The organism is Pseudomonas sp. EYE_354, assembly GCF_023148575.1.
Lineage (GTDB): Bacteria > Pseudomonadota > Gammaproteobacteria > Pseudomonadales > Pseudomonadaceae > Aquipseudomonas.
This window is the reverse complement of sequence record NZ_JAHXNQ010000016.1, coordinates 112,358-129,592: the sequence shown is the minus strand read 5'-3', so window position 1 is coordinate 129,592 and position 17,235 is coordinate 112,358. Positions and strand designations below refer to the sequence as shown.

14 protein-coding genes are annotated in these 17,235 nt (G+C 61.7%); 8 read left to right on the top strand and 6 right to left on the bottom strand.

Annotated elements, in window-relative coordinates; genetic code table 11:
• Nucleotides 1-39: 39 nt before the first annotated feature.
• Nucleotides 40-1,356, bottom strand: a complete 1,317-nt coding sequence (locus tag KZX66_RS21245) for an OprD family porin (protein WP_248083144.1) — start codon at nucleotides 1,354-1,356, stop codon at nucleotides 40-42.
• A gap of 410 nt (nucleotides 1,357-1,766) precedes the next feature.
• Between KZX66_RS21245 and KZX66_RS21240 the strand changes: the two genes are divergently transcribed.
• Entirely contained in the window at nucleotides 1,767-3,863 is a 2,097-nt protein-coding gene (locus KZX66_RS21240) for a TonB-dependent siderophore receptor (protein WP_248083142.1), read from the top strand.
• 59 nt (nucleotides 3,864-3,922) lie between these two features.
• Here KZX66_RS21240 and KZX66_RS21235 read toward each other — a convergent pair whose 3' ends face one another.
• The 3 genes from KZX66_RS21235 to KZX66_RS21225 form a co-directional block, all read right to left on the bottom strand.
• Nucleotides 3,923-4,138 (bottom strand): hypothetical protein, encoded by a 216-nt coding sequence (locus KZX66_RS21235; RefSeq protein WP_248083140.1) that lies wholly within the window; start codon nucleotides 4,136-4,138, stop codon nucleotides 3,923-3,925.
• Between the two features lie 236 nt (nucleotides 4,139-4,374).
• Entirely contained in the window at nucleotides 4,375-5,481 is a 1,107-nt protein-coding gene (aguA, locus tag KZX66_RS21230) for an agmatine deiminase (RefSeq protein WP_248083137.1), read from the bottom strand.
• Between the two features lie 120 nt (nucleotides 5,482-5,601).
• Complete coding sequence (locus KZX66_RS21225; RefSeq protein WP_248083136.1) at nucleotides 5,602-8,511, bottom strand: aminotransferase; 2,910 nt, start codon at nucleotides 8,509-8,511, stop codon at nucleotides 5,602-5,604.
• A 150-nt stretch (nucleotides 8,512-8,661) separates the two neighbouring features.
• Between KZX66_RS21225 and rfbB the strand changes: the two genes are divergently transcribed.
• From rfbB to KZX66_RS21190, 7 genes are read left to right on the top strand one after another with little or no spacing between them, the layout of a single operon-like run.
• On the top strand, nucleotides 8,662-9,744 hold the full coding sequence (rfbB, locus tag KZX66_RS21220; protein WP_248083129.1) for a dTDP-glucose 4,6-dehydratase: 1,083 nt from the start codon (nucleotides 8,662-8,664) through the stop codon (nucleotides 9,742-9,744).
• On the top strand, nucleotides 9,741-10,616 hold the full coding sequence (gene rfbA / locus KZX66_RS21215) for a glucose-1-phosphate thymidylyltransferase RfbA (protein ID WP_248083127.1): 876 nt from the start codon (nucleotides 9,741-9,743) through the stop codon (nucleotides 10,614-10,616). Before rfbB ends, rfbA begins: the two co-directional genes overlap by 4 nt.
• Nucleotides 10,613-11,158 (top strand): dTDP-4-dehydrorhamnose 3,5-epimerase, encoded by a 546-nt coding sequence (gene rfbC, locus KZX66_RS21210; protein WP_248083125.1) that lies wholly within the window; start codon nucleotides 10,613-10,615, stop codon nucleotides 11,156-11,158. The genes rfbA and rfbC overlap by 4 nt, the downstream gene beginning before the upstream one ends.
• Nucleotides 11,155-12,024, top strand: a complete 870-nt coding sequence (rfbD, locus tag KZX66_RS21205; RefSeq protein ID WP_248083123.1) for a dTDP-4-dehydrorhamnose reductase — start codon at nucleotides 11,155-11,157, stop codon at nucleotides 12,022-12,024. Before rfbC ends, rfbD begins: the two co-directional genes overlap by 4 nt.
• 36 nt (nucleotides 12,025-12,060) lie before the next feature.
• Nucleotides 12,061-13,869 (top strand): ATP-binding protein, encoded by a 1,809-nt coding sequence (locus KZX66_RS21200; RefSeq protein WP_248083121.1) that lies wholly within the window; start codon nucleotides 12,061-12,063, stop codon nucleotides 13,867-13,869.
• Nucleotides 13,866-15,242 carry a sigma-54 dependent transcriptional regulator gene (locus KZX66_RS21195; protein WP_248083119.1) on the top strand — a complete coding sequence of 459 codons (1,377 nt, stop codon included), beginning with the start codon at nucleotides 13,866-13,868 and terminating at the stop codon, nucleotides 15,240-15,242. The genes KZX66_RS21200 and KZX66_RS21195 overlap by 4 nt, the downstream gene beginning before the upstream one ends.
• A 26-nt stretch (nucleotides 15,243-15,268) precedes the next feature.
• Complete coding sequence (locus KZX66_RS21190; protein ID WP_248083117.1) at nucleotides 15,269-15,724, top strand: YiiD C-terminal domain-containing protein; 456 nt, start codon at nucleotides 15,269-15,271, stop codon at nucleotides 15,722-15,724.
• A gap of 66 nt (nucleotides 15,725-15,790) precedes the next feature.
• Here KZX66_RS21190 and cysQ read toward each other — a convergent pair whose 3' ends face one another.
• A complete protein-coding gene (cysQ, locus tag KZX66_RS21185) occupies nucleotides 15,791-16,627 on the bottom strand; it encodes a 3'(2'),5'-bisphosphate nucleotidase CysQ (protein WP_248083115.1) in 837 nt (278 codons plus the stop codon).
• Complete coding sequence (nudE, locus tag KZX66_RS21180; RefSeq protein ID WP_248083113.1) at nucleotides 16,624-17,190, bottom strand: ADP compounds hydrolase NudE; 567 nt, start codon at nucleotides 17,188-17,190, stop codon at nucleotides 16,624-16,626. Before nudE ends, cysQ begins: the two co-directional genes overlap by 4 nt.
• Between the last annotated feature and the right edge of the window lie 45 nt (nucleotides 17,191-17,235).

Below are 17,235 nucleotides of genomic sequence, written 5' to 3'. Positions count from 1 at the left end.
GTTTTTTATCGCCTGGCATCAGGCACGACCTGCGATCAATCAGAAAACGTTGATCGGGTAGTCGGCGAACAGACGCAGTTCGTTTCCGCCCACGTTGTACTTGTCGGCGTTGCTGGAAACCCGCAGCCAGGACGCACGTGCACGCAGGCTCAGGTCTTTGGCCGGGCCGCTCTGAACGACGTATTTGAACTGGTTGAAGATTTCGCGCTCGGTGCCATTGCCGCGGTTGGAACCGTCGTCAATGTTGGTGCCGCGCACGTAGGCGACGTTGTAGGTCAGGCCAGGCACGCCGAAGGTGCTGAAGTCCAGGCCATAACCCGCCTGCCAGGAGCGCTCGTCCTTGCCGTTGAAGTCGGACCAGTAGGAGTTGGCCAGCAGGATGGTGTTGCCGCCGTCGCCGATGCCGCCGGCGTTGCGGTAGCCGCCGTACAGGTAGCCGGTGTCGCCGGTGCTGCGCTGGTGAGCGACGGTGAAGCTGTGCGGACCAACGGCCCACGTGGCGCCCAGGCTCCAGATCTTGTTGTCGCGGGCGTCTTCGCTGCCTTGGTTTTCCAGGGCGAAGCGCTTGTCGAGCTTGGTTTTGTAGCCGTTGAAGTCAAAGGTCAGCGATTGCTTCTCTGGCAGGGCCAGCACGTAGTTGACGTTGACGTATTGCTTTTTCAGCACGTCTTCCATGTCGGAGGCGTACAGCGCGGCGGACAGGCTTTCGGTGAACTTGTAGCTACCACCCACGTAATCGATGCTTTTCAGACGGCCGCTGTCGGTACCTTCGGCGCTCTTGCGAGCTTCCTTGGTGAAGTGACCGGCGTCCAGTTGCAGGCCGGCGATCTCTTTGGAGACGATCGAGGTACCGGTGAACGTTTCGGACAGCAGACGGGAGTTGTCGTAGGCCAGGACCGGTACGTTAGGGAACTGGTCGCCGTACTTGAGCACGGTGTTGGAGACGCGGAACTTAACAGCTGCGCCGCCTTTGGCCAGGTCGTGAGGTGCCGAGCCAGGGTTTGCCGTGCCGTCAGGGTTGGTGGTGCCATTACCCTGCTTGAAGAAGTCGATACCGCCCGCGCCGGCGCGGCCTTGGCCACCGTCCAGACGAATAGCATATTGACCGATCACATCCACACCCACACCCACGGTGCCCTGGGTGAAGCCGGATTCGAACTTGCCGATGAAGCCCTGACCCCATTCGGCTTTGTCTTGTTTGCCGTTTTTGTAGTCGCGGCTGATATAGGCGTTACGTGCAGCGATGTTCAGGTGGCTGTCTTCAACGAAACCCTTGGATTGCTCCTGGTCGTTTGCCATGGCTGTCGATGCGCTCAAAATCCCCAGAGCGATCAGACTCATCCGTTGCTTCAACATTTTTTTGTATTCCTTATTTCTGGTTGAGTACGCGCTGTGACACCAGGCTCCGTGTCGCTTTTAGGTATCGGCTTATTCCAAAAAAAAAGGCCCGCGGACGACTTAACATGCCGCGGGCCTTTTTTTATTGGATGAGTTATGGCGGTTAGCCACAGGCGTTGGGCGCAATCCTAGTCGCGCGCTGAACTATGTGTCAATTTCGTGAATCGTCTGTATTTAGGCGATTTGATTCTAAGCAATGGCTTACAGACGTCCTAAAAACGACAAAAATTCTTGTCATCCAGCGACAAAAAACACATTTCGCAACATATTCCAAAGCCGATGCGTTTGGTAATAGATAACGCGCGCAAATGCAAAGCATTACTATTAACGCGCTGTTTTCCTTCTAAACCATCTGGATACATTCCTCCATGTCTGCCCCTCGCCTGACGCCCACGACCCTTGGGCTTTCTGTTTTGCTGTCTGCCGGTTTTGCCTGTGCGGCGACCACGTTGCCTGAAACCTCGATCAGCGCCGAGGCTGATGAAGACGACCCACGCGTCAAGCAAACCAGCACGGCGACGCGCACCGTCACCCCGGTGCGCTACGTGCCCCAGGCGATCGACTCGGTGAAGACCGAAAGCCTGCGCGCGTATGGCATCAATGACCTGGGCCAGGCCTTACGCGGTATTCCTAACGTGAGCAGTGGCGCCGACACCCGCTTCGACAGTTTGCGCATCCGGGGCTTTGACGCGAGCAACGACTTTTACCTGGACGGCATTCGCGACGACAGCCAGTACGTGCGGGACCTGCATAACATCGAGCGCATCGAAGTGCTCAAAGGGCCGGCAGCGGTGCTGTACGGGCGAGGCGGTCAGGGAGGTATCGTCAACCGCGTGAGCAAACTGCCGACGGCCGGGCGCGCGTCGAGCATTGAAGCCCAGGGTGGCAGCAACGATTTGCGCAGCCTGTATGCCGACTTGAGCACTGACCCGACCGATAACATCAGCCTGCGCCTGAACATGGGCAACCAGGACAACAACAGTTTCCGCGATGACGTCAGTGGCAGTCGCCAACTGTTTGCGCCGTCCATGAGCTGGCAGCTCACCCCGGACCTCAACTGGCTGATGCAATACGAATACAGCCGCTACAACCGCACGCCCGACCGTGGTATCCCTGGCGTCAACGGTCGCCCGGCCGACGTGAGCCGCAGCACCACCTACGGTGACAGCCGCGACTACATCGACGACAAAACCCAGTCGCTGCGCTCCAAGCTGGCCTATGAACTCAACGACAACTGGCAACTGCGCCAGACCCTCGGTGTGTTCAAACTCGACAGCGATTTCGACAACACCTACGTGACCGCCTACACGCCTGCGACGAACAGCGTCACGCGCCAACGCTGGCAGCAAGACCTGACCACGCTCAACGTCTTCAACAACGTCGAACTCGAAGGTGGGTTCACGACCTTCGACCTGGAGCACCGCCTGCTCACCGGGCTTGAGCTGGGTAACCAGCGCCGCGATCCCAAGCTCTACACCGCCACCCCCGTCACCCCCGCCAACCGCGGCGGCCAGGCCGTGCCGAGCCTGGACCTCAACCAGCCGAACCGGAACCTGAGCCACACCGGACCGATGAGCGTATCGAGCAATAACCACACCGAAGTCGACAGCCGCGCGGTCTATGTACAAGACCAACTGCGCCTGAATGACCAGTGGCAAGTGCTGGCCGGCCTGCGTTACGACCGCTTCGAAGTGGACACCACCAACAAGGTGCTCAACACCCGGCAAGACGTTAAGAGCCACAGCACCAGCCCGCGCTTCGGCCTGGTCTGGACGCCGCTGGAACATCACTCGTTCTATGCGTCGTGGAGCAAGACCTTCTCCCCGGCGGGTGGCGGCTTGATCGGCATCACACCGAACGCCGCCGGCAGCGTCAACGACCTGAGCCCCGAGCTGACCAAGCAAAAGGAAATCGGCGTGAAAAGCGATTGGTTCGACGATCGCCTGAGCACTACCCTGGCAATCTACGAACTGGAACTCTACAACCGCCGCACCACCGACCCTTTGAACCGCACCATCACCCTGCTCAGCGGCCTGCAGCGTTCACGCGGCGTCGAGCTCACCGCCACCGGCAAGATCGTCGACAACTGGTACGTACGCGGCGGCGTCGGTCTGCAGGATGCCAAGGTCGAAAAGGACAACAACGGCTTTAAAGGCAAGCGCGTCAGCGATGTGGCCAAGCGTAACGCCAGTCTGTTCATCACCTGGAAACCCGAAATGGGCTGGTACGCCGAAACCGGCTTGACCCTGGTGGGCGACCGCTATGCCGACAGCCTCAATACCGTGGTCCTGCCGGGTTATGGCAGTTGGGATGCGTTGGTCGGGTTCCGCCATAAGGCATGGGACGTGCGGGCGGCGCTGAACAACATTGCCGATAAGACTTACTACGAATCCGCCACCAGTGTGGCGCAGATTCAGCCGGGGGAGCCGCGTAACCTGGTGGTAACGGGCACTTACAGTTTCTAGCGCCTGACTCGATTGAGTGTGGGAGCAGGCCGCTCCCACATCGTTGAGCGTCGTGCTCTTCAGGTGTGCATCAAGTCACACAAAACCTGCAGTTCGTCCTCGCTGAGCAGCCCCTGCGGGTAGCGTTCGCTCATCACACTGCGCCAATCCGGCTGTCGTCTGACCTGCCGCGACCCGTGGTCCTTCAACCAGAGCCCAAGCGCGTGGATCGCGTCGCCATTGACCCGCGTAGGGTGGAAGGCGCGCGTATACATCGGGGTGGTATTGGCATTCATTTCAGCGCTCTCTCCTACTGCTTGAGCGGCTAACTTACTCAAGGTTTATGACAAAACTGCGCAGTCATGACCCTGAACCACTGTGACCATCACCGATACAAGAGCTATGCCAACGTCCCTTGTTCACAGGCGTACACCCACAAAAAAGCCCACAACCGTGCTCGGCTGCGGGCTTGCTGTGGGCGCTGAAAGCGAGTAGCGCTGCGGTTACGCGAAAGGTGCTGTTACAACTGCACTCAGTTTCTGTGGGGGGCAGGCTGCTGTTGGGTCAGACAGTGAATATTGCCGCCACCCAGTAACAGTTCGCGGCCCGGCACCATCACCACTTCGTGTTGCGGGAACAGGTTCTGCAGGATGGCCTTGGCCTCGCTGTCCAACGGGTCGTCGAAACTTGGCGCGATGATGCCACCGTTGACGATCAGGAAGTTCACGTAGGAACCGGCCAGGCGCACGCTCGGGTTACGTTCCTGGGAACCGTCCACCGGGTCGACGCCTGCGCATTCTGCTTCGGTGGCGTACAGCGGCCCCGGAATCGGCATTTTATGCACCGTGAACGCGCGTCCTTTGGCGTCGGTGCTGCTTTGCAGTACGTCCATGGCGGCGTGGCAGCGCGCGTAGTTGGGGTCTTGCGGGTCGTCGGTCCACGCCAGCAATACTTCACCTGGGCGCACGTAGCAGCAAAAGTTATCCACATGGCCGTCGGTTTCGTCGTTGAACAGGCCGTCCGGCAGCCAGATGATCTTATCCACAGCCAGATTGTCGCTCAGCACCGCTTCGATCTGCCCACGGTCCAGATGCGGGTTGCGATTGCGGTTAAGCAGGCACTCTTCGGTGGTGATCAGGGTGCCCTCGCCGTCGACGTGGATCGAACCGCCTTCCAGCACAAAACCTTCGGTGCGGTAGCGCGGCGCGCGTTCGATTTCGAGGATCTTGCCGCCCACCTGCGCGTCACGGTTCCACGGCGAGTAAAGACCACCATCAAACCCGCCCCAGGCGTTGAAATCCCAGTTCACGCCGCGCACTTCGCCGCTGTTGTTGATCACAAAGGTGGGGCCGGTATCACGTACCCAGGCGTCATCGCTGGACATCTCCACCACGCGAATATTCGGTACATCCAGGCGGGCGCGAGCGTTTTCGTATTGGCCTGCGGAAACCGCCACGGTCACCGGCTCAAAACGCGCAATGGCCTTGGCCACCGCCACATGCGCCGCCTGGGCCGGCTTGCCGCCCAGACGCCAGTTGTCCGGGCGCTCGGGCCACACCATCCAGGTCTGGGTCTGTGGCGCCCATTCGGCGGGCATGTGGAAGCCATCGGCGCGGGGGGTGCTGTGCAGGGTGGTCATGGCGATCAGGACTCCGAATGGGGTAAGGCCGACTTTATAACGGATAAAAATCGGCTTTAAAAGCGATCAACAAGTGTGATCGATAAATATGACAAGGAATAACCGATAACAATCGATTATCTACAAGTGTTCATCGAGCACCTTCGACAGCATGTCGACAAAGAAATCCACGCTGCGTTTAGACGTAACCATCGGCGGCTTGATCTTGAGGATGTTCAAATAATCGCCGGTGGGCTGCATGAAAATGCCCAGTTCACGCAGGCGGTCGCACAACAATGTGGTTTCCTCGGTGGCCGGCTCCAGCGTTTGGCGGTTACGCACCAGTTCCAGCCCCAGGTAGAACCCGGAGCCGTGCACTGCGCCGACCAAGGGGTGACGGTCGATGAGTGCTTCCAACCGCGCCTTGAAATGCCCGCCTACCACTTGGGCGTTTTCCCATAGTTTTTCTTCTTCCATCACATCCAGCACCGCCATGCCGATTCGGCAACTGACCGGGCTGCCCCCCGATGACGAGAAGAAATACCCTTCGGCTTCCAGCGCTTCGGCGATTTCACGGCGGGTAATCACCGCACCCAACGGCTGGCCGTTGCCCATGCCCTTGGCCATGGTAATGATGTCGGGCACGACGCCCTGCTCCTCAAATCCCCAGAAAAAGTGCCCCATGCGGCCGTAGCCCACTTGCACCTCGTCGGCGATACACACACCGCCCGCGGCGCGGACCAGCCCGTATACCTGCTGCAAATAACCCGGCGGCAGCGAGATGCCGCCCGCATTGCCATACACCGGCTCGCAGATGAAACCCGCCAATTGGCGTTTACTCGCGGCGATTTTCGCCAGGTTGTGTTCCACGCTGCGCACGTAGTCCGGCGCGCTGTCGTGCCCGCGAAATTCACCGCGATAGGTATTCGGCGCGGTCACCGGGTGCACCCAGTCCGGGCGGCTGCTCAGCGCCTGGGGGTTGTCGGCAATCGAGGTGGAGACCGCATCCGCCGCCACCGACCAGCCGTGGTAGGCCTCCAGCACACTGAGCATGTCGCGCCCGCCACTGTAGGCCCAGGCCAGGCGAATGGCCAAGTCGTTGGCCTCGGTGCCGCTGTTGACCAGGAACACGCGGTCCATGCCCTCTGGCGCCAGCGCGAGCAAACGCTCGGAAAATTCGGCGATCGCCGCATAGTGAAACCGCGAGTTTGTGTTAAGCAGCGACCACTGGCGCGCCGCTACCGCCGCCATGCGCGGGTGGCCGTGGCCCAGCACTGCGACGTTGTTGAGCATGTCCAGATAGGAACGGCCCTGCATGTCGATCAAGTGATTGCGCCAGCCGCGCTCGATGCGCGGCGGGTCGACGTAATAGTGTTTCTGCGAACGCGCAAAACTGGCATCGCGGCGGGCCAACAGGGCGTGCGGATCAAGTTCGGGTTCAGCATCACAGGCCAGGCCAAGCAAGTCCGCCGGCGACGGACACAGGGCCTGCCAGGCCGCCGCGCGGGACGGCGTGCAAAACAGCGGCGGTTCCAGGTCGGCGCGGCACAATTGCACCCTCAGCGGTGCGTGAACCTCACCCACGATTTGCCCTTTTACCAGCAACGCACCGGGCTTGAGCAGCGTTTTCACGCCCCACACACGCACGCTCAGCTCGACGCCCTGCACGCTCAGCAGGCCGTCGGCGTCCTGGCGCAACGTACCGGCAAACGGCGCTTCGACCGCCGTGCCATGGGGCAGATGCAGTTCGACATGAAGTGCAAACGTCTCCGGCTCAGTCGGGCTGTCCGGGCGCGTGCGCGATAAACGGTATTGCCCGTAACGGCTGGCCGCCAAGCCATGTACCGCTGCCGCCTCATCCAATAACCGGTGATCGATGCCCGGCGACTCCCAATTGCCCGCTTCAAAATGCGGGCTAAGCACACCCAAGTCGATCAGCGCGAACTCACGCCCCACCAGCCCAGGCAGCAACGGGGCGAAGTCCTGGCTGGCAATCGGTCCCAGCGCCTGCCCAACGCTGCTTAAAATGGCCGCTTCCATCAGCTCAAATGGCACCGACGTCGCCACGTGGAAAATTTCCCATTCGTGAGCCGCGTTTTTCAGCAGGTAGCCGTTGTCCGGATCCAGGCGCTGCTGCTGTTCGCTGCTCAGCACCAGCACGGCGGCACGCGCGACAATCAGCGGCCACAGCGCCTGCAATTCTTCGCGCTGCAACGGGGTAATGGCGTGGCAGGCCTGGATGGCCGGCAAGATGGCAAAGGGGTCACCCTCGGCATGGTGCAACAAGGCCGCGCAGGTCACCGACAGGTCAGCAATCCGCCAGGTGTGCACCAGATCGCCAAAATCGATCACACCCTGTACGTGCCAATGGCGCTGGGCATCGCGCTGCCACACCACGTTGTCGTCGGTGATATCCATGTGCACGGCTTGCCGCGGCAGGCGGTCGGCCAGCGGACGCACGCGCGCTTGCACCTGCTCGGCCGCGCGTTCCAGCGCGGCGCGGTGGGGCAGGTTTTCCAATGTGCTCAGCAGGTGCACGATCAGCGCCTGGGCATGGCGTGGGTCCCATTGCAGCGTGCGCTCCAGGCCAGGGTGTTCGAAATCGGCCAAGGCCTGGCTCATACGGCCGCAGAGGTCGCCAAACCCTGCAATCACGTCGCGCCCCAAGTGAGGCAGATGGGTCAACGGCTCGCCGTCGACGTAGTCCAACAGCCGCAGGTGCAAGGCCTGGCCGTCAACGCTCACCGTCAACAACTCCTCGCCGTTCAGGGCCTGGATGACGTTGGGCACGCGCACGGCCTGCGAGCTGTTCAAGCTGTTAAGCGCCGCGTGCTGGGCCTGCAACTCCAACGCGGCGTATTCACCCCGGCAGATTTTCAGCACAAACCGGCCGTGTGGGCTGTCGACTTTGTAATTGAGGTCTTGCTGGCTACCCAGTGATTGCAGCGTGCCGGCGAGACCGTAATGCTGCGCCAGCCATTGAGCCGCCTGCTCGGCGCCTACTTTCGGGCAGGGTAGACTGGCGCGGTGGATCAATGTGGCGAATGGCATGGGAGTAGCCTCGATTTTTTAGGTGTGTATATCGCCATTGTTTGCGGGGGTTAAGCAACCCCCACCTACTCCGCTCTTGCGCCGCCCGGTTTCACAACTCAAGCTATGCTCCATTCGCTTGATGTCCGTCTAAGGAAAAGGCCCTCCGACATGCGCATTCTCATCACCGGTGGCGCCGGTTTTATCGGTTCTGCGTTGATCCGTCACCTGATTCAACACACCGAACACGAAGTGCTCAACCTCGACAAACTCACTTACGCCGGCAACCTGGAGTCGCTGACAGGCATCGCGTCAAACAGCCGCTATGAGTTTGTCCAGGCCGATATCGTCGACCAGGCCCGCGTCAGCGCGGTGCTGGCGCGCTTCGAGCCCCACGCGATCATGCACCTGGCCGCCGAGTCCCACGTCGACCGTTCGATTGATGGTCCGTCGGACTTTATCCAGACCAATATCGTCGGTACTTATAGTTTGTTGGAGGCCGCCCGTGGCTATTGGCAAACGCTTGCCGAGCCGGACAAAACCGCGTTCCGTTTCCACCATATTTCCACCGACGAAGTGTACGGCGACCTGCATGGCGTGGACGATCTGTTCACCGAAACCACCCCCTATGCACCCAGCTCGCCCTACTCTGCCAGCAAAGCAGCGTCCGACCACTTGGTGCGTGCCTGGCAGCGCACCTATGGCTTGCCCGTGCTGCTGACCAACTGCTCCAATAATTACGGCCCGTTCCACTTTCCAGAGAAGTTGATCCCGCTGATGATCCTCAATGCCCTCGCGGGCAAGCCATTGCCGGTCTATGGCGATGGCTTGCAAGTGCGCGACTGGTTGTTTGTGGAAGACCACGCACGAGCGCTGCTCAAGGTGGTGACACAAGGCGTGGTCGGCGAGACCTACAACATCGGCGGCCACAACGAACAGAAAAACATCGACGTAGTGCGCAGCATCTGCACCCTGCTGGAGGAGCTGGCGCCGCAACATCCGGCCGGTGTGGAAAAATACGCCGACCTGATCACCTTCGTTAAAGACCGCCCGGGCCACGATCAACGCTATGCCATCGACGCCGGTAAAATCCAACGCGAGCTGGGCTGGGTGCCCGAAGAGAGCTTCGAAAGCGGATTGCGCAAAACCGTGCAGTGGTACCTCGCTAACCTGGACTGGTGCCGCAGGGTCCAGGACGGCAGTTATCAGGGTCAACGATTGGGCAACACCGACATGAGGGATCTGATCGCATGATGAAAGGAATCGTAATGGCCGGCGGTTCGGGCACACGCCTGCACCCCATCACGCTGGGTGTATCCAAGCAGCTGCTGCCGGTATACGACAAACCGATGATCTACTACCCGATCTCGGTGCTGATGCTGGGGGGGATCAAAGAGATTCTGGTGATATCCACACCGACGGATTTACCGCAATACCGCAACCTGCTGGGCGACGGCAGCCAGTTTGGCGTCACATTCAGCTACGCCGAGCAGCCAACGCCAGACGGGCTGGCCCAAGCCTTTCTGATTGGTGAGCAATTTATTGGCGACGATTCCGTGTGCCTGATATTGGGCGACAACATTTTCCACGGTCAGCGTTTCAGTGAGCAGTTGCACGCGGCGGTCGCCCGCGGCAAAGGCGCCACCGTATTTGGCTATTGGGTCAAAGACCCGGAGCGTTTTGGTGTGATCAACTTCGACAGCGAAGGCCGTGCCCTGTCGATTGAAGAAAAACCGGCGGTCCCCAAATCCAGCTATGCCGTCACCGGTCTGTATTTCTACGATAACGACGTGATCCGCATCGCCAAGACCATCAAACCTTCAGCCAGAGGCGAACTGGAAATCACCGACGTCAACAACGCTTACCTGCAGCGCGGAGATCTACAGGTTGAGCGTTTCGGCCGAGGGTTCGCCTGGCTGGATACCGGCACCCACGACAGCTTGCTGGATGCATCGCAGTACGTCCAAACCATCGAGCGCCGCCAGGGCCTGAAAGTGGCGTGCCTCGAAGAAATCGCTTACGCAAACGGCTGGATCGACCGCCCCCACCTGCTCGAACGCGCCAAATACTTCGGCAAGACCGGCTACGGCCAATACCTGTACGCCCTGGCGGGAGACAGCCAGTGAACGTCGTTGAAACCAGGCTTCCCGGCGTACTGATCCTCGAACCCCAGGTGTTCGGCGACGAGCGTGGTTTTTTCTACGAAAGTTTCAACGCCCGTGCGTTTGAAAACGCCACCGGGCTCAAGCGCGATTTCGTGCAGGACAACCATTCACGCTCGCAAAAAGGCGTGCTGCGGGGTCTGCACTACCAGCTTGAACACACCCAGGGCAAACTGGTGCGGGTCATCGCCGGTGAAGTGATGGATGTGGCCGTTGATATCCGCCGCAGTTCGCCGAACTTTGGTCAATGGGTGAGCGTGCGCCTGTCGCAGCAGAACAAACGCCAATTGTGGGTGCCTGAAGGTTTTGCCCATGGGTTTGTGGTGTTAAGCGACGTTGCCGAGTGCCTTTACAAAACCACCGATTACTACCAGCCGAGCGCCGAACGCAGCATTGTGTGGAATGACCCAACGCTGGCGATCGACTGGGAACTAACCGAGGCGCCACAGCTGTCCGCCAAGGACCAGGCCGGTAAACGCCTGATGGACGCCGACGTGTTCCCATGAAAATCCTCATCACCGGCCAACACGGCCAAGTCTCCCGCGCGCTGCAGCAGCAGCTTCATGGCCTCGGCGAATTGATCATCCTGGGGCGCGACCAACTGAACCTGGCCAACCCCGAGCACATCCGCAGGCAAATACGCACCCACCACCCGAACCTGATCATCAACGCCGCCGCCCACACGGCGGTCGATCTCGCCGAAAGCGAACCGGACGCCGCCTTCGCCATCAACGCCATCGCCCCCGGCGTGCTGGCTGAAGAGGCCAAGGCGCTGGGTATCCCGCTGATCCATTACTCCACCGATTACATATTCGACGGCAGCAAGCCTGCGCCCTACACCGAAGCTGACATGCCCGACCCGCTGGGCGTTTACGGCAGGAGCAAGCTGGCCGGCGAGCGCGCGATTGCGGCGGTGGGCGGCGCGTACCTGATCCTGCGCACCAGTTGGGTGTATTCCAATCACGGCAAGAATTTCCTGCTGACCCTGGAGCGCCTGCTGCAGGAAAAGCCACACCTGCGCATCGTCGCCGACCAGATCGGCGCGCCGACCTGGGCCGGGACCATTGCCCGCAGCACCCACGCGTTGATCGAACGCTGGCAAGCCGGCAAGCCGGGGGAATGGGGCGTCTATCACCTGACCGCCCGAGGTGAAACCTCGTGGTTTGGTTTCGCCCAGGCGATTGCCGAGCATTTGCGCGCCGATGGCAAGGCTTGCGCTGAACTCGAAGCGATCCCCTCCAGTGCCTACCCCACTCCGGCCAGGCGCCCGTTGAACTCGCGCCTCGATTGCAGCCGCCTGCAACAGCAATGGCAGGTCAGCCAACCGCCGTGGCAGGACGCATTGCGCGAGTGTCTTGCCGAGCGGCACTAGGCATAATGCGTCTGTTCCCACAGGCGCACGACTCCCATGACTCCATCCCTCCCGCGAAGACCCCGCTGGCGCAGCCTCGCCCTCTTGGCGTTGTGCCTGGCACCGCTGCTGTGGCCGCTGGAGCATTTGGCCGAGCGCTACTACCGCAGCGAGCTGGCCGGGCAGAACCGCCAGACCCTCGATCTGTACGTGGCCAACCTGCTGGGCACGCTGCACCGCTATGAAGTGCTGCCGCAGATCCTCGGTGACTTGCCTGCCCTGCGCACTGCGCTGGATGCGCCCCACGTCAGCACCAACCTGACTAACGCCAACCAGTTGCTCAAGGACGTTGCCGCCCAGGCCGGGGTGGAGGTGATGTACCTGATGGACACCACCGGCAAAACCCTCGCCGCCTCGAACTGGGATAAACAGGACAGCTTTGTCGGACGCAATTTCTCGTTCCGTCCGTATTTCAGCGAAGCCATGGCCGGGCACCTGGGACGCTTTTTCGGCCTGGGCACCACGTCGGCCAAACGCGGTTACTTCTTTGCTGCCGCCGTGCGCGACGGCGATAAAATCATCGGCGTGCTGGTGGTCAAGGTCGACCTGGACCACACCGAAAGCCTGTGGGGCAACACCCCCGAACAACTGCTGGTGACCGACCACAACGGCGTGGTGATCCTCACGTCGCGCCCGCAATGGCGGTTCCGCGCCACCCGGCCGCTGACCGCCGAAGAACGCCAGGCGATCATCGCGATCCAGCCCTACCCGACCCGCGACCCGCAACCGCTGAGCCTCAGCAGTAGCGCCTGGCTGCGCCAATCGACCGCCATCGCCGAGACCGGCTGGAACGTCGAAATCCTCGCCCCGCGCTCGCTGATCAGCCGTCCGGTGCGCACGGTGGTCGCCGTGGGTGGCGCCACGCTGTTGGTGTTGATGCTGTTGCTGGGCCTGATGATGCAACGTCGCCGCCATTACCTGGACCGCATTGCCTTCGAAGCCAAGGCGCGCCGCGAACTGGAAGCCCGTGTGGTGGAACGGACCAGCGACCTGGAGGGCCTCAACCGGCGCCTGAAACAGGAAGTGCTGGAACGCGAGCACGCCCAGCAGGAGCTGGTGCGCGCCCAGGACGATTTGGTACAGGCCGGAAAACTGTCGGCGCTGGGCACCATGTCGGCCAGTATCAGCCACGAACTCAACCAGCCCCTCGCGGCGATTCGTAGCTATGCGGAAAACGCCGAGATCCTGCTCGACCATGAACGCACCGCTGATGCGCGGGGCAATCTCAAGCTCATCAGTGAGCTGACCGGGCGCATGGCGTCGATCATCGCCCACCTGCGCGCCTTCGCCCGCCGCGACCGGCATGCGCCGGAAAGCGTGGCGCTGCAACCGGCCCTGGACGATGCCCTGGCGTTGCTGGCCAAGCGCCGGCGGTCGATGGAAGTGGAGCTGATCCGCGACCTGCCGGAAGCCACCCTGTGGGTACAGGCCGGCGAAACCCGTCTGCGCCAGGTGCTGGGCAACCTGCTGGCCAACGCCCTCGATGCGCTGACCGAAAAAGGCCCACCGCGCAAACTCTGGCTGAGTGCCGAAACCACCGCACACGGCGTCAACCTGTACATTCGCGACAACGGTCCGGGGTTTTGCATGGAAGCACTGGGCCGCGCCAGCGAGCCGTTCTACACCACCAAGACCCGAACCCAGGGCCTGGGGCTGGGCCTGGCGATCTGCGACACCCTGATGCGCGCCTTTGGTGGCGAACTGCTGTTTGCCAACCACAAGGAAGGCGGCGCGCTGTTAACCTTGAAATTGCGTGCCGGCTCGCCGGGCGTCAGTCTGCAACCGTCCGAGGACCGCAGTGTATGAGTATCGATAACCAGATTCAGGTGGTGTTGATCGACGACGATCCACACCTGCGTCAGGCGCTGTGCCAGACCCTGGACCTGGCCGGGCTGAAAGTGCTACCCCTGGGCGAAGCCACCGGCCTCACCGCGCGTCTGTCGCGGGACTGGCCCGGCGTGGTCGTCAGTGATATCCGCATGCCCGGCATGGACGGCCTGGAGCTGCTGGCCGAACTCCACGGCCAGGACCCGGACCTGCCGGTGCTGCTGATCACCGGCCACGGCGACGTGCCGCTGGCAGTGCAAGCCATGCGCGCCGGCGCCTATGACTTCCTCGAAAAGCCCTTTGCCAGCGATTCGCTGCTCGACAGCGTGCGCCGCGCCCTGGCCTTGCGCCGTCTGGTACTGGACAACCGCAGCCTGCGCCTGGCCCTCAGCGACCGCCAGCAACTGAGTACGCGCCTGGTGGGGCACTCGCCGCAAATGCTGCGCCTGCGCGAGCAGATCGGCGCCCTGGCGGCGACCAAGGCCGATGTTCTGATCCTTGGCGAAACCGGGGCCGGCAAAGAGGTGGTCGCCCGTGCCCTGCACGACCTGTCGAGCCGCCGCAGTGGCCCGTTTGTGGCGATCAACGCGGGTGCCTTGGCCGAATCGGTGGTGGAGAGCGAACTGTTCGGCCACGAACCCGGAGCGTTTACCGGCGCGCAGAAACGGCGCATCGGCAAGTTCGAGTTCGCCAACGGCGGCACGCTGTTCCTCGATGAAATCGAAAGCATGAGCCTGGACGTGCAGGTCAAGTTGCTAAGGCTGTTGCAGGAGCGCGTGGTGGAGCGCCTGGGCGGTAATCAGTTGATCCCGCTGGACATCCGCATCATTGCCGCCACCAAGGAAGACCTGCGCCAGTCCGCCGATCAGGGCCGTTTTCGCGCCGACTTGTATTACCGCCTCAACGTTGCACCGCTGCGCATTCCGCCGCTGCGCGAGCGTGGCGAAGATGCGTTGATGCTGTTCCAGCACTTCGCCGACGAAGCCAGCAGCCGCCACGGCTTGCCGCTGCACGAGCTGCAGCCCGGCCAGCGCGCCTTGTTGTTGCGTTATAGCTGGCCGGGCAACGTGCGTGAACTGCAGAACGCCGCCGAGCGCTTTGCTCTGGGCCTGGAACTGGCACTGGACAGCACGCCGGACAACCCAACCAGCAGCGTGCTCACCTCCACACCGGGCGGCTTGAGTGAACAAGTCGAGCAATTCGAAAAAAGCCTGATCGCCGCCGAACTGACCCGCCCCCACAGTTCCATGCGCAGTCTTGCCGAAGCTCTGGGCGTGCCGCGTAAGACCTTGCACGACAAACTGCGCAAGCACGGCCTGAACTTCGCCAATCAAAGCGCTGACGACGAATGACCCCGCCCACCCACCCAGAGGCCCCCATGAGCCGCGACAGCCGTTACCTGGAATCCATCCTCCACCATGACATCCCGCTGACCCGTGACATGGGCCTCAAGGTGCTCGACTGGCAGAACGGGCAGTTGCGCCTGCACCTGCCGCTGGACGCCAACATCAACCACAAGAGCACCATGTTCGGCGGCAGTCTCTACTGTGGTGCGGTACTGGCGGGCTGGGGCTGGCTGCACCTGCAATTGCGCGAAGAAGGGATCGAGGACGGGCATATCGTGATTCAGGAGGGGCAGATCAGTTATCCGCTGCCGGTCACACAGGATGCAACCGCCATTTGCGCGGCGCCGGAGGAGAAGGTGTGGAAGCGTTTTCTGGCGACGTACAGGCGCTACGGGCGGGCGCGATTGGCGCTGGAGACGTGGATTGTGAATGAGGGCCGCGATGAGCGGGCAGTGACATTTACCGGCCAGTATGTGCTGCACCGCTGAAAACCCAGGCACATGGCCAGGTGTGAGAGCCGACTGGCCGGCTCCCACATTGAATCGCTAGAGAGGTCAGGACCGGGCCAGGGTCAACAGGCGTTCACGCCACGGCGCTTTAGCCGGCAACGCCAGGAAGAACGGGTTCAACAACGACGCCCGCGCCGGGTAACTGAACGGCTCACCGCTCAATTCCAGCACCTCTCCCCCCGCACCTTCCAGCACACCCTGGGCCGCAGCCGTATCCCATTGCGAGGTCGGAGCCAGGCGCGGGTAGCAATCGGCGCTGCCTTCGGCCAACAGGCAGAATTTCAGCGAACTGCCGATGTTCGCCAGCTTCAATTCGCCCAACCCTGCGCTCAAACCGCTCAACAGGCTTTCCTGCTCGGGGCTGCTGTGCCGACGGCTGGCAACCACGGTAAACGCCTCACCCGCCGCCGGCGCCTCGCGCACCTGGATCTGCCTGGGCGCTTCGTTTACATCGGAGCGCCACGCGCCCAGACCTGCGCCGCCGAAATAGCAACGACCGCTGGTAGGCATCGACACCACGCCGAACACCACGCGCCCTTGTTCGATCAGGGCAATATTGACGGTGAACTCTTCACTGCCGGCAATAAATTCCTTGGTGCCATCCAGCGGGTCGACCAACCACCAACGCGTCCAACCGGCGCGCACGCTCTGGTCGATATCGGCGTCTTCTTCGGACAGTACCGGGATGCTCGGGTCAAGCGCGGTCAAGCCGGCCAGGATCAGATGGTGAGCGGCCAGGTCGGCTGCCGTCACTGGCGAATCGTCCGCCTTGGAGGTCACGGCCACATCGGCGCGCCAATACGGCAGGATAACGTCGCCTGCCTGGCGAGCCAGCTCGATCACGGGGGCGATAAACGGGTGGCCTAAAAACAGTTCACTCATGCGCTGAACGCTCCACGCTGGATCAACAGGTCTCGTACCAGGTACAACGCCGCCAGGGCACGGCCCTCACTGAATTGTTCGTTTTGTGCCAACTGCGACAGCTCACGCAGGTTGACCTTCTCCACGCGCATCGGCTCGGGCTCATCGCCCTCCAGCCGTTCTTCGTAGAGGTCGGTGGCCAGCACCACCTGGATTTTCTGGCTCATATAACCGGGGGACAGCGACAGCTCGGTGATGTGCTCCAACTGCCGCGCGCCATAACCGGCCTCTTCCTTGAGTTCGCGATCTGCCGCCGCGAGCACGTCTTCGCCAGGCTCGATCAGGCCCTTGGGCAGGGACAACTCATATTCATCGGTGCCGCCGCAATATTCTTCCACCAGCAGCGCGTGGTCTTCGTCCACCATCGCCACAATCATCACCGCGCCGTAACCGGCACCGCGCCCCACGAGGCGTTCGTAGGTCCGTTCAACGCCATTGGAAAAGCGCAATTGCACTTCCTCCACGCGGAACAAACGGCTACTGGCGACTATTTCGCGGGCGAGGACGGTGGGTTTCTGGCGCATAAGCGGCTCCTTGGCGTGATCGGGTTACTATACCGTGGCTTTTCC

Excerpts from the sequence above, each read along its gene's own strand:
- KZX66_RS21240 (WP_248083142.1), top strand. The coding sequence starts at position 1,767 with ATGTCTGCCCCTCGCCTGACGCCCACGACCCTTGGGCTTTCTGTTTTG.
- cysQ (WP_248083115.1), bottom strand. The coding sequence starts at position 16,627 with ATGAGTGAACTGTTTTTAGGCCACCCGTTTATCGCCCCCGTGATCGAG.
- KZX66_RS21245 (WP_248083144.1), bottom strand. The coding sequence starts at position 1,356 with ATGTTGAAGCAACGGATGAGTCTGATCGCTCTGGGGATTTTGAGCGCA.
- nudE (WP_248083113.1), bottom strand. The coding sequence starts at position 17,190 with ATGCGCCAGAAACCCACCGTCCTCGCCCGCGAAATAGTCGCCAGTAGC.
- KZX66_RS21190 (WP_248083117.1), top strand. The coding sequence starts at position 15,269 with ATGAGCCGCGACAGCCGTTACCTGGAATCCATCCTCCACCATGACATC.
- KZX66_RS21200 (WP_248083121.1), top strand. The coding sequence starts at position 12,061 with ATGACTCCATCCCTCCCGCGAAGACCCCGCTGGCGCAGCCTCGCCCTC.
- KZX66_RS21195 (WP_248083119.1), top strand. The coding sequence starts at position 13,866 with ATGAGTATCGATAACCAGATTCAGGTGGTGTTGATCGACGACGATCCA.
- rfbA (WP_248083127.1), top strand. The coding sequence starts at position 9,741 with ATGATGAAAGGAATCGTAATGGCCGGCGGTTCGGGCACACGCCTGCAC.
- rfbD (WP_248083123.1), top strand. The coding sequence starts at position 11,155 with ATGAAAATCCTCATCACCGGCCAACACGGCCAAGTCTCCCGCGCGCTG.
- rfbB (WP_248083129.1), top strand. The coding sequence starts at position 8,662 with ATGCGCATTCTCATCACCGGTGGCGCCGGTTTTATCGGTTCTGCGTTG.
- KZX66_RS21235 (WP_248083140.1), bottom strand. The coding sequence starts at position 4,138 with ATGAATGCCAATACCACCCCGATGTATACGCGCGCCTTCCACCCTACG.
- KZX66_RS21225 (WP_248083136.1), bottom strand. The coding sequence starts at position 8,511 with ATGCCATTCGCCACATTGATCCACCGCGCCAGTCTACCCTGCCCGAAA.
- aguA (WP_248083137.1), bottom strand. The coding sequence starts at position 5,481 with ATGACCACCCTGCACAGCACCCCCCGCGCCGATGGCTTCCACATGCCC.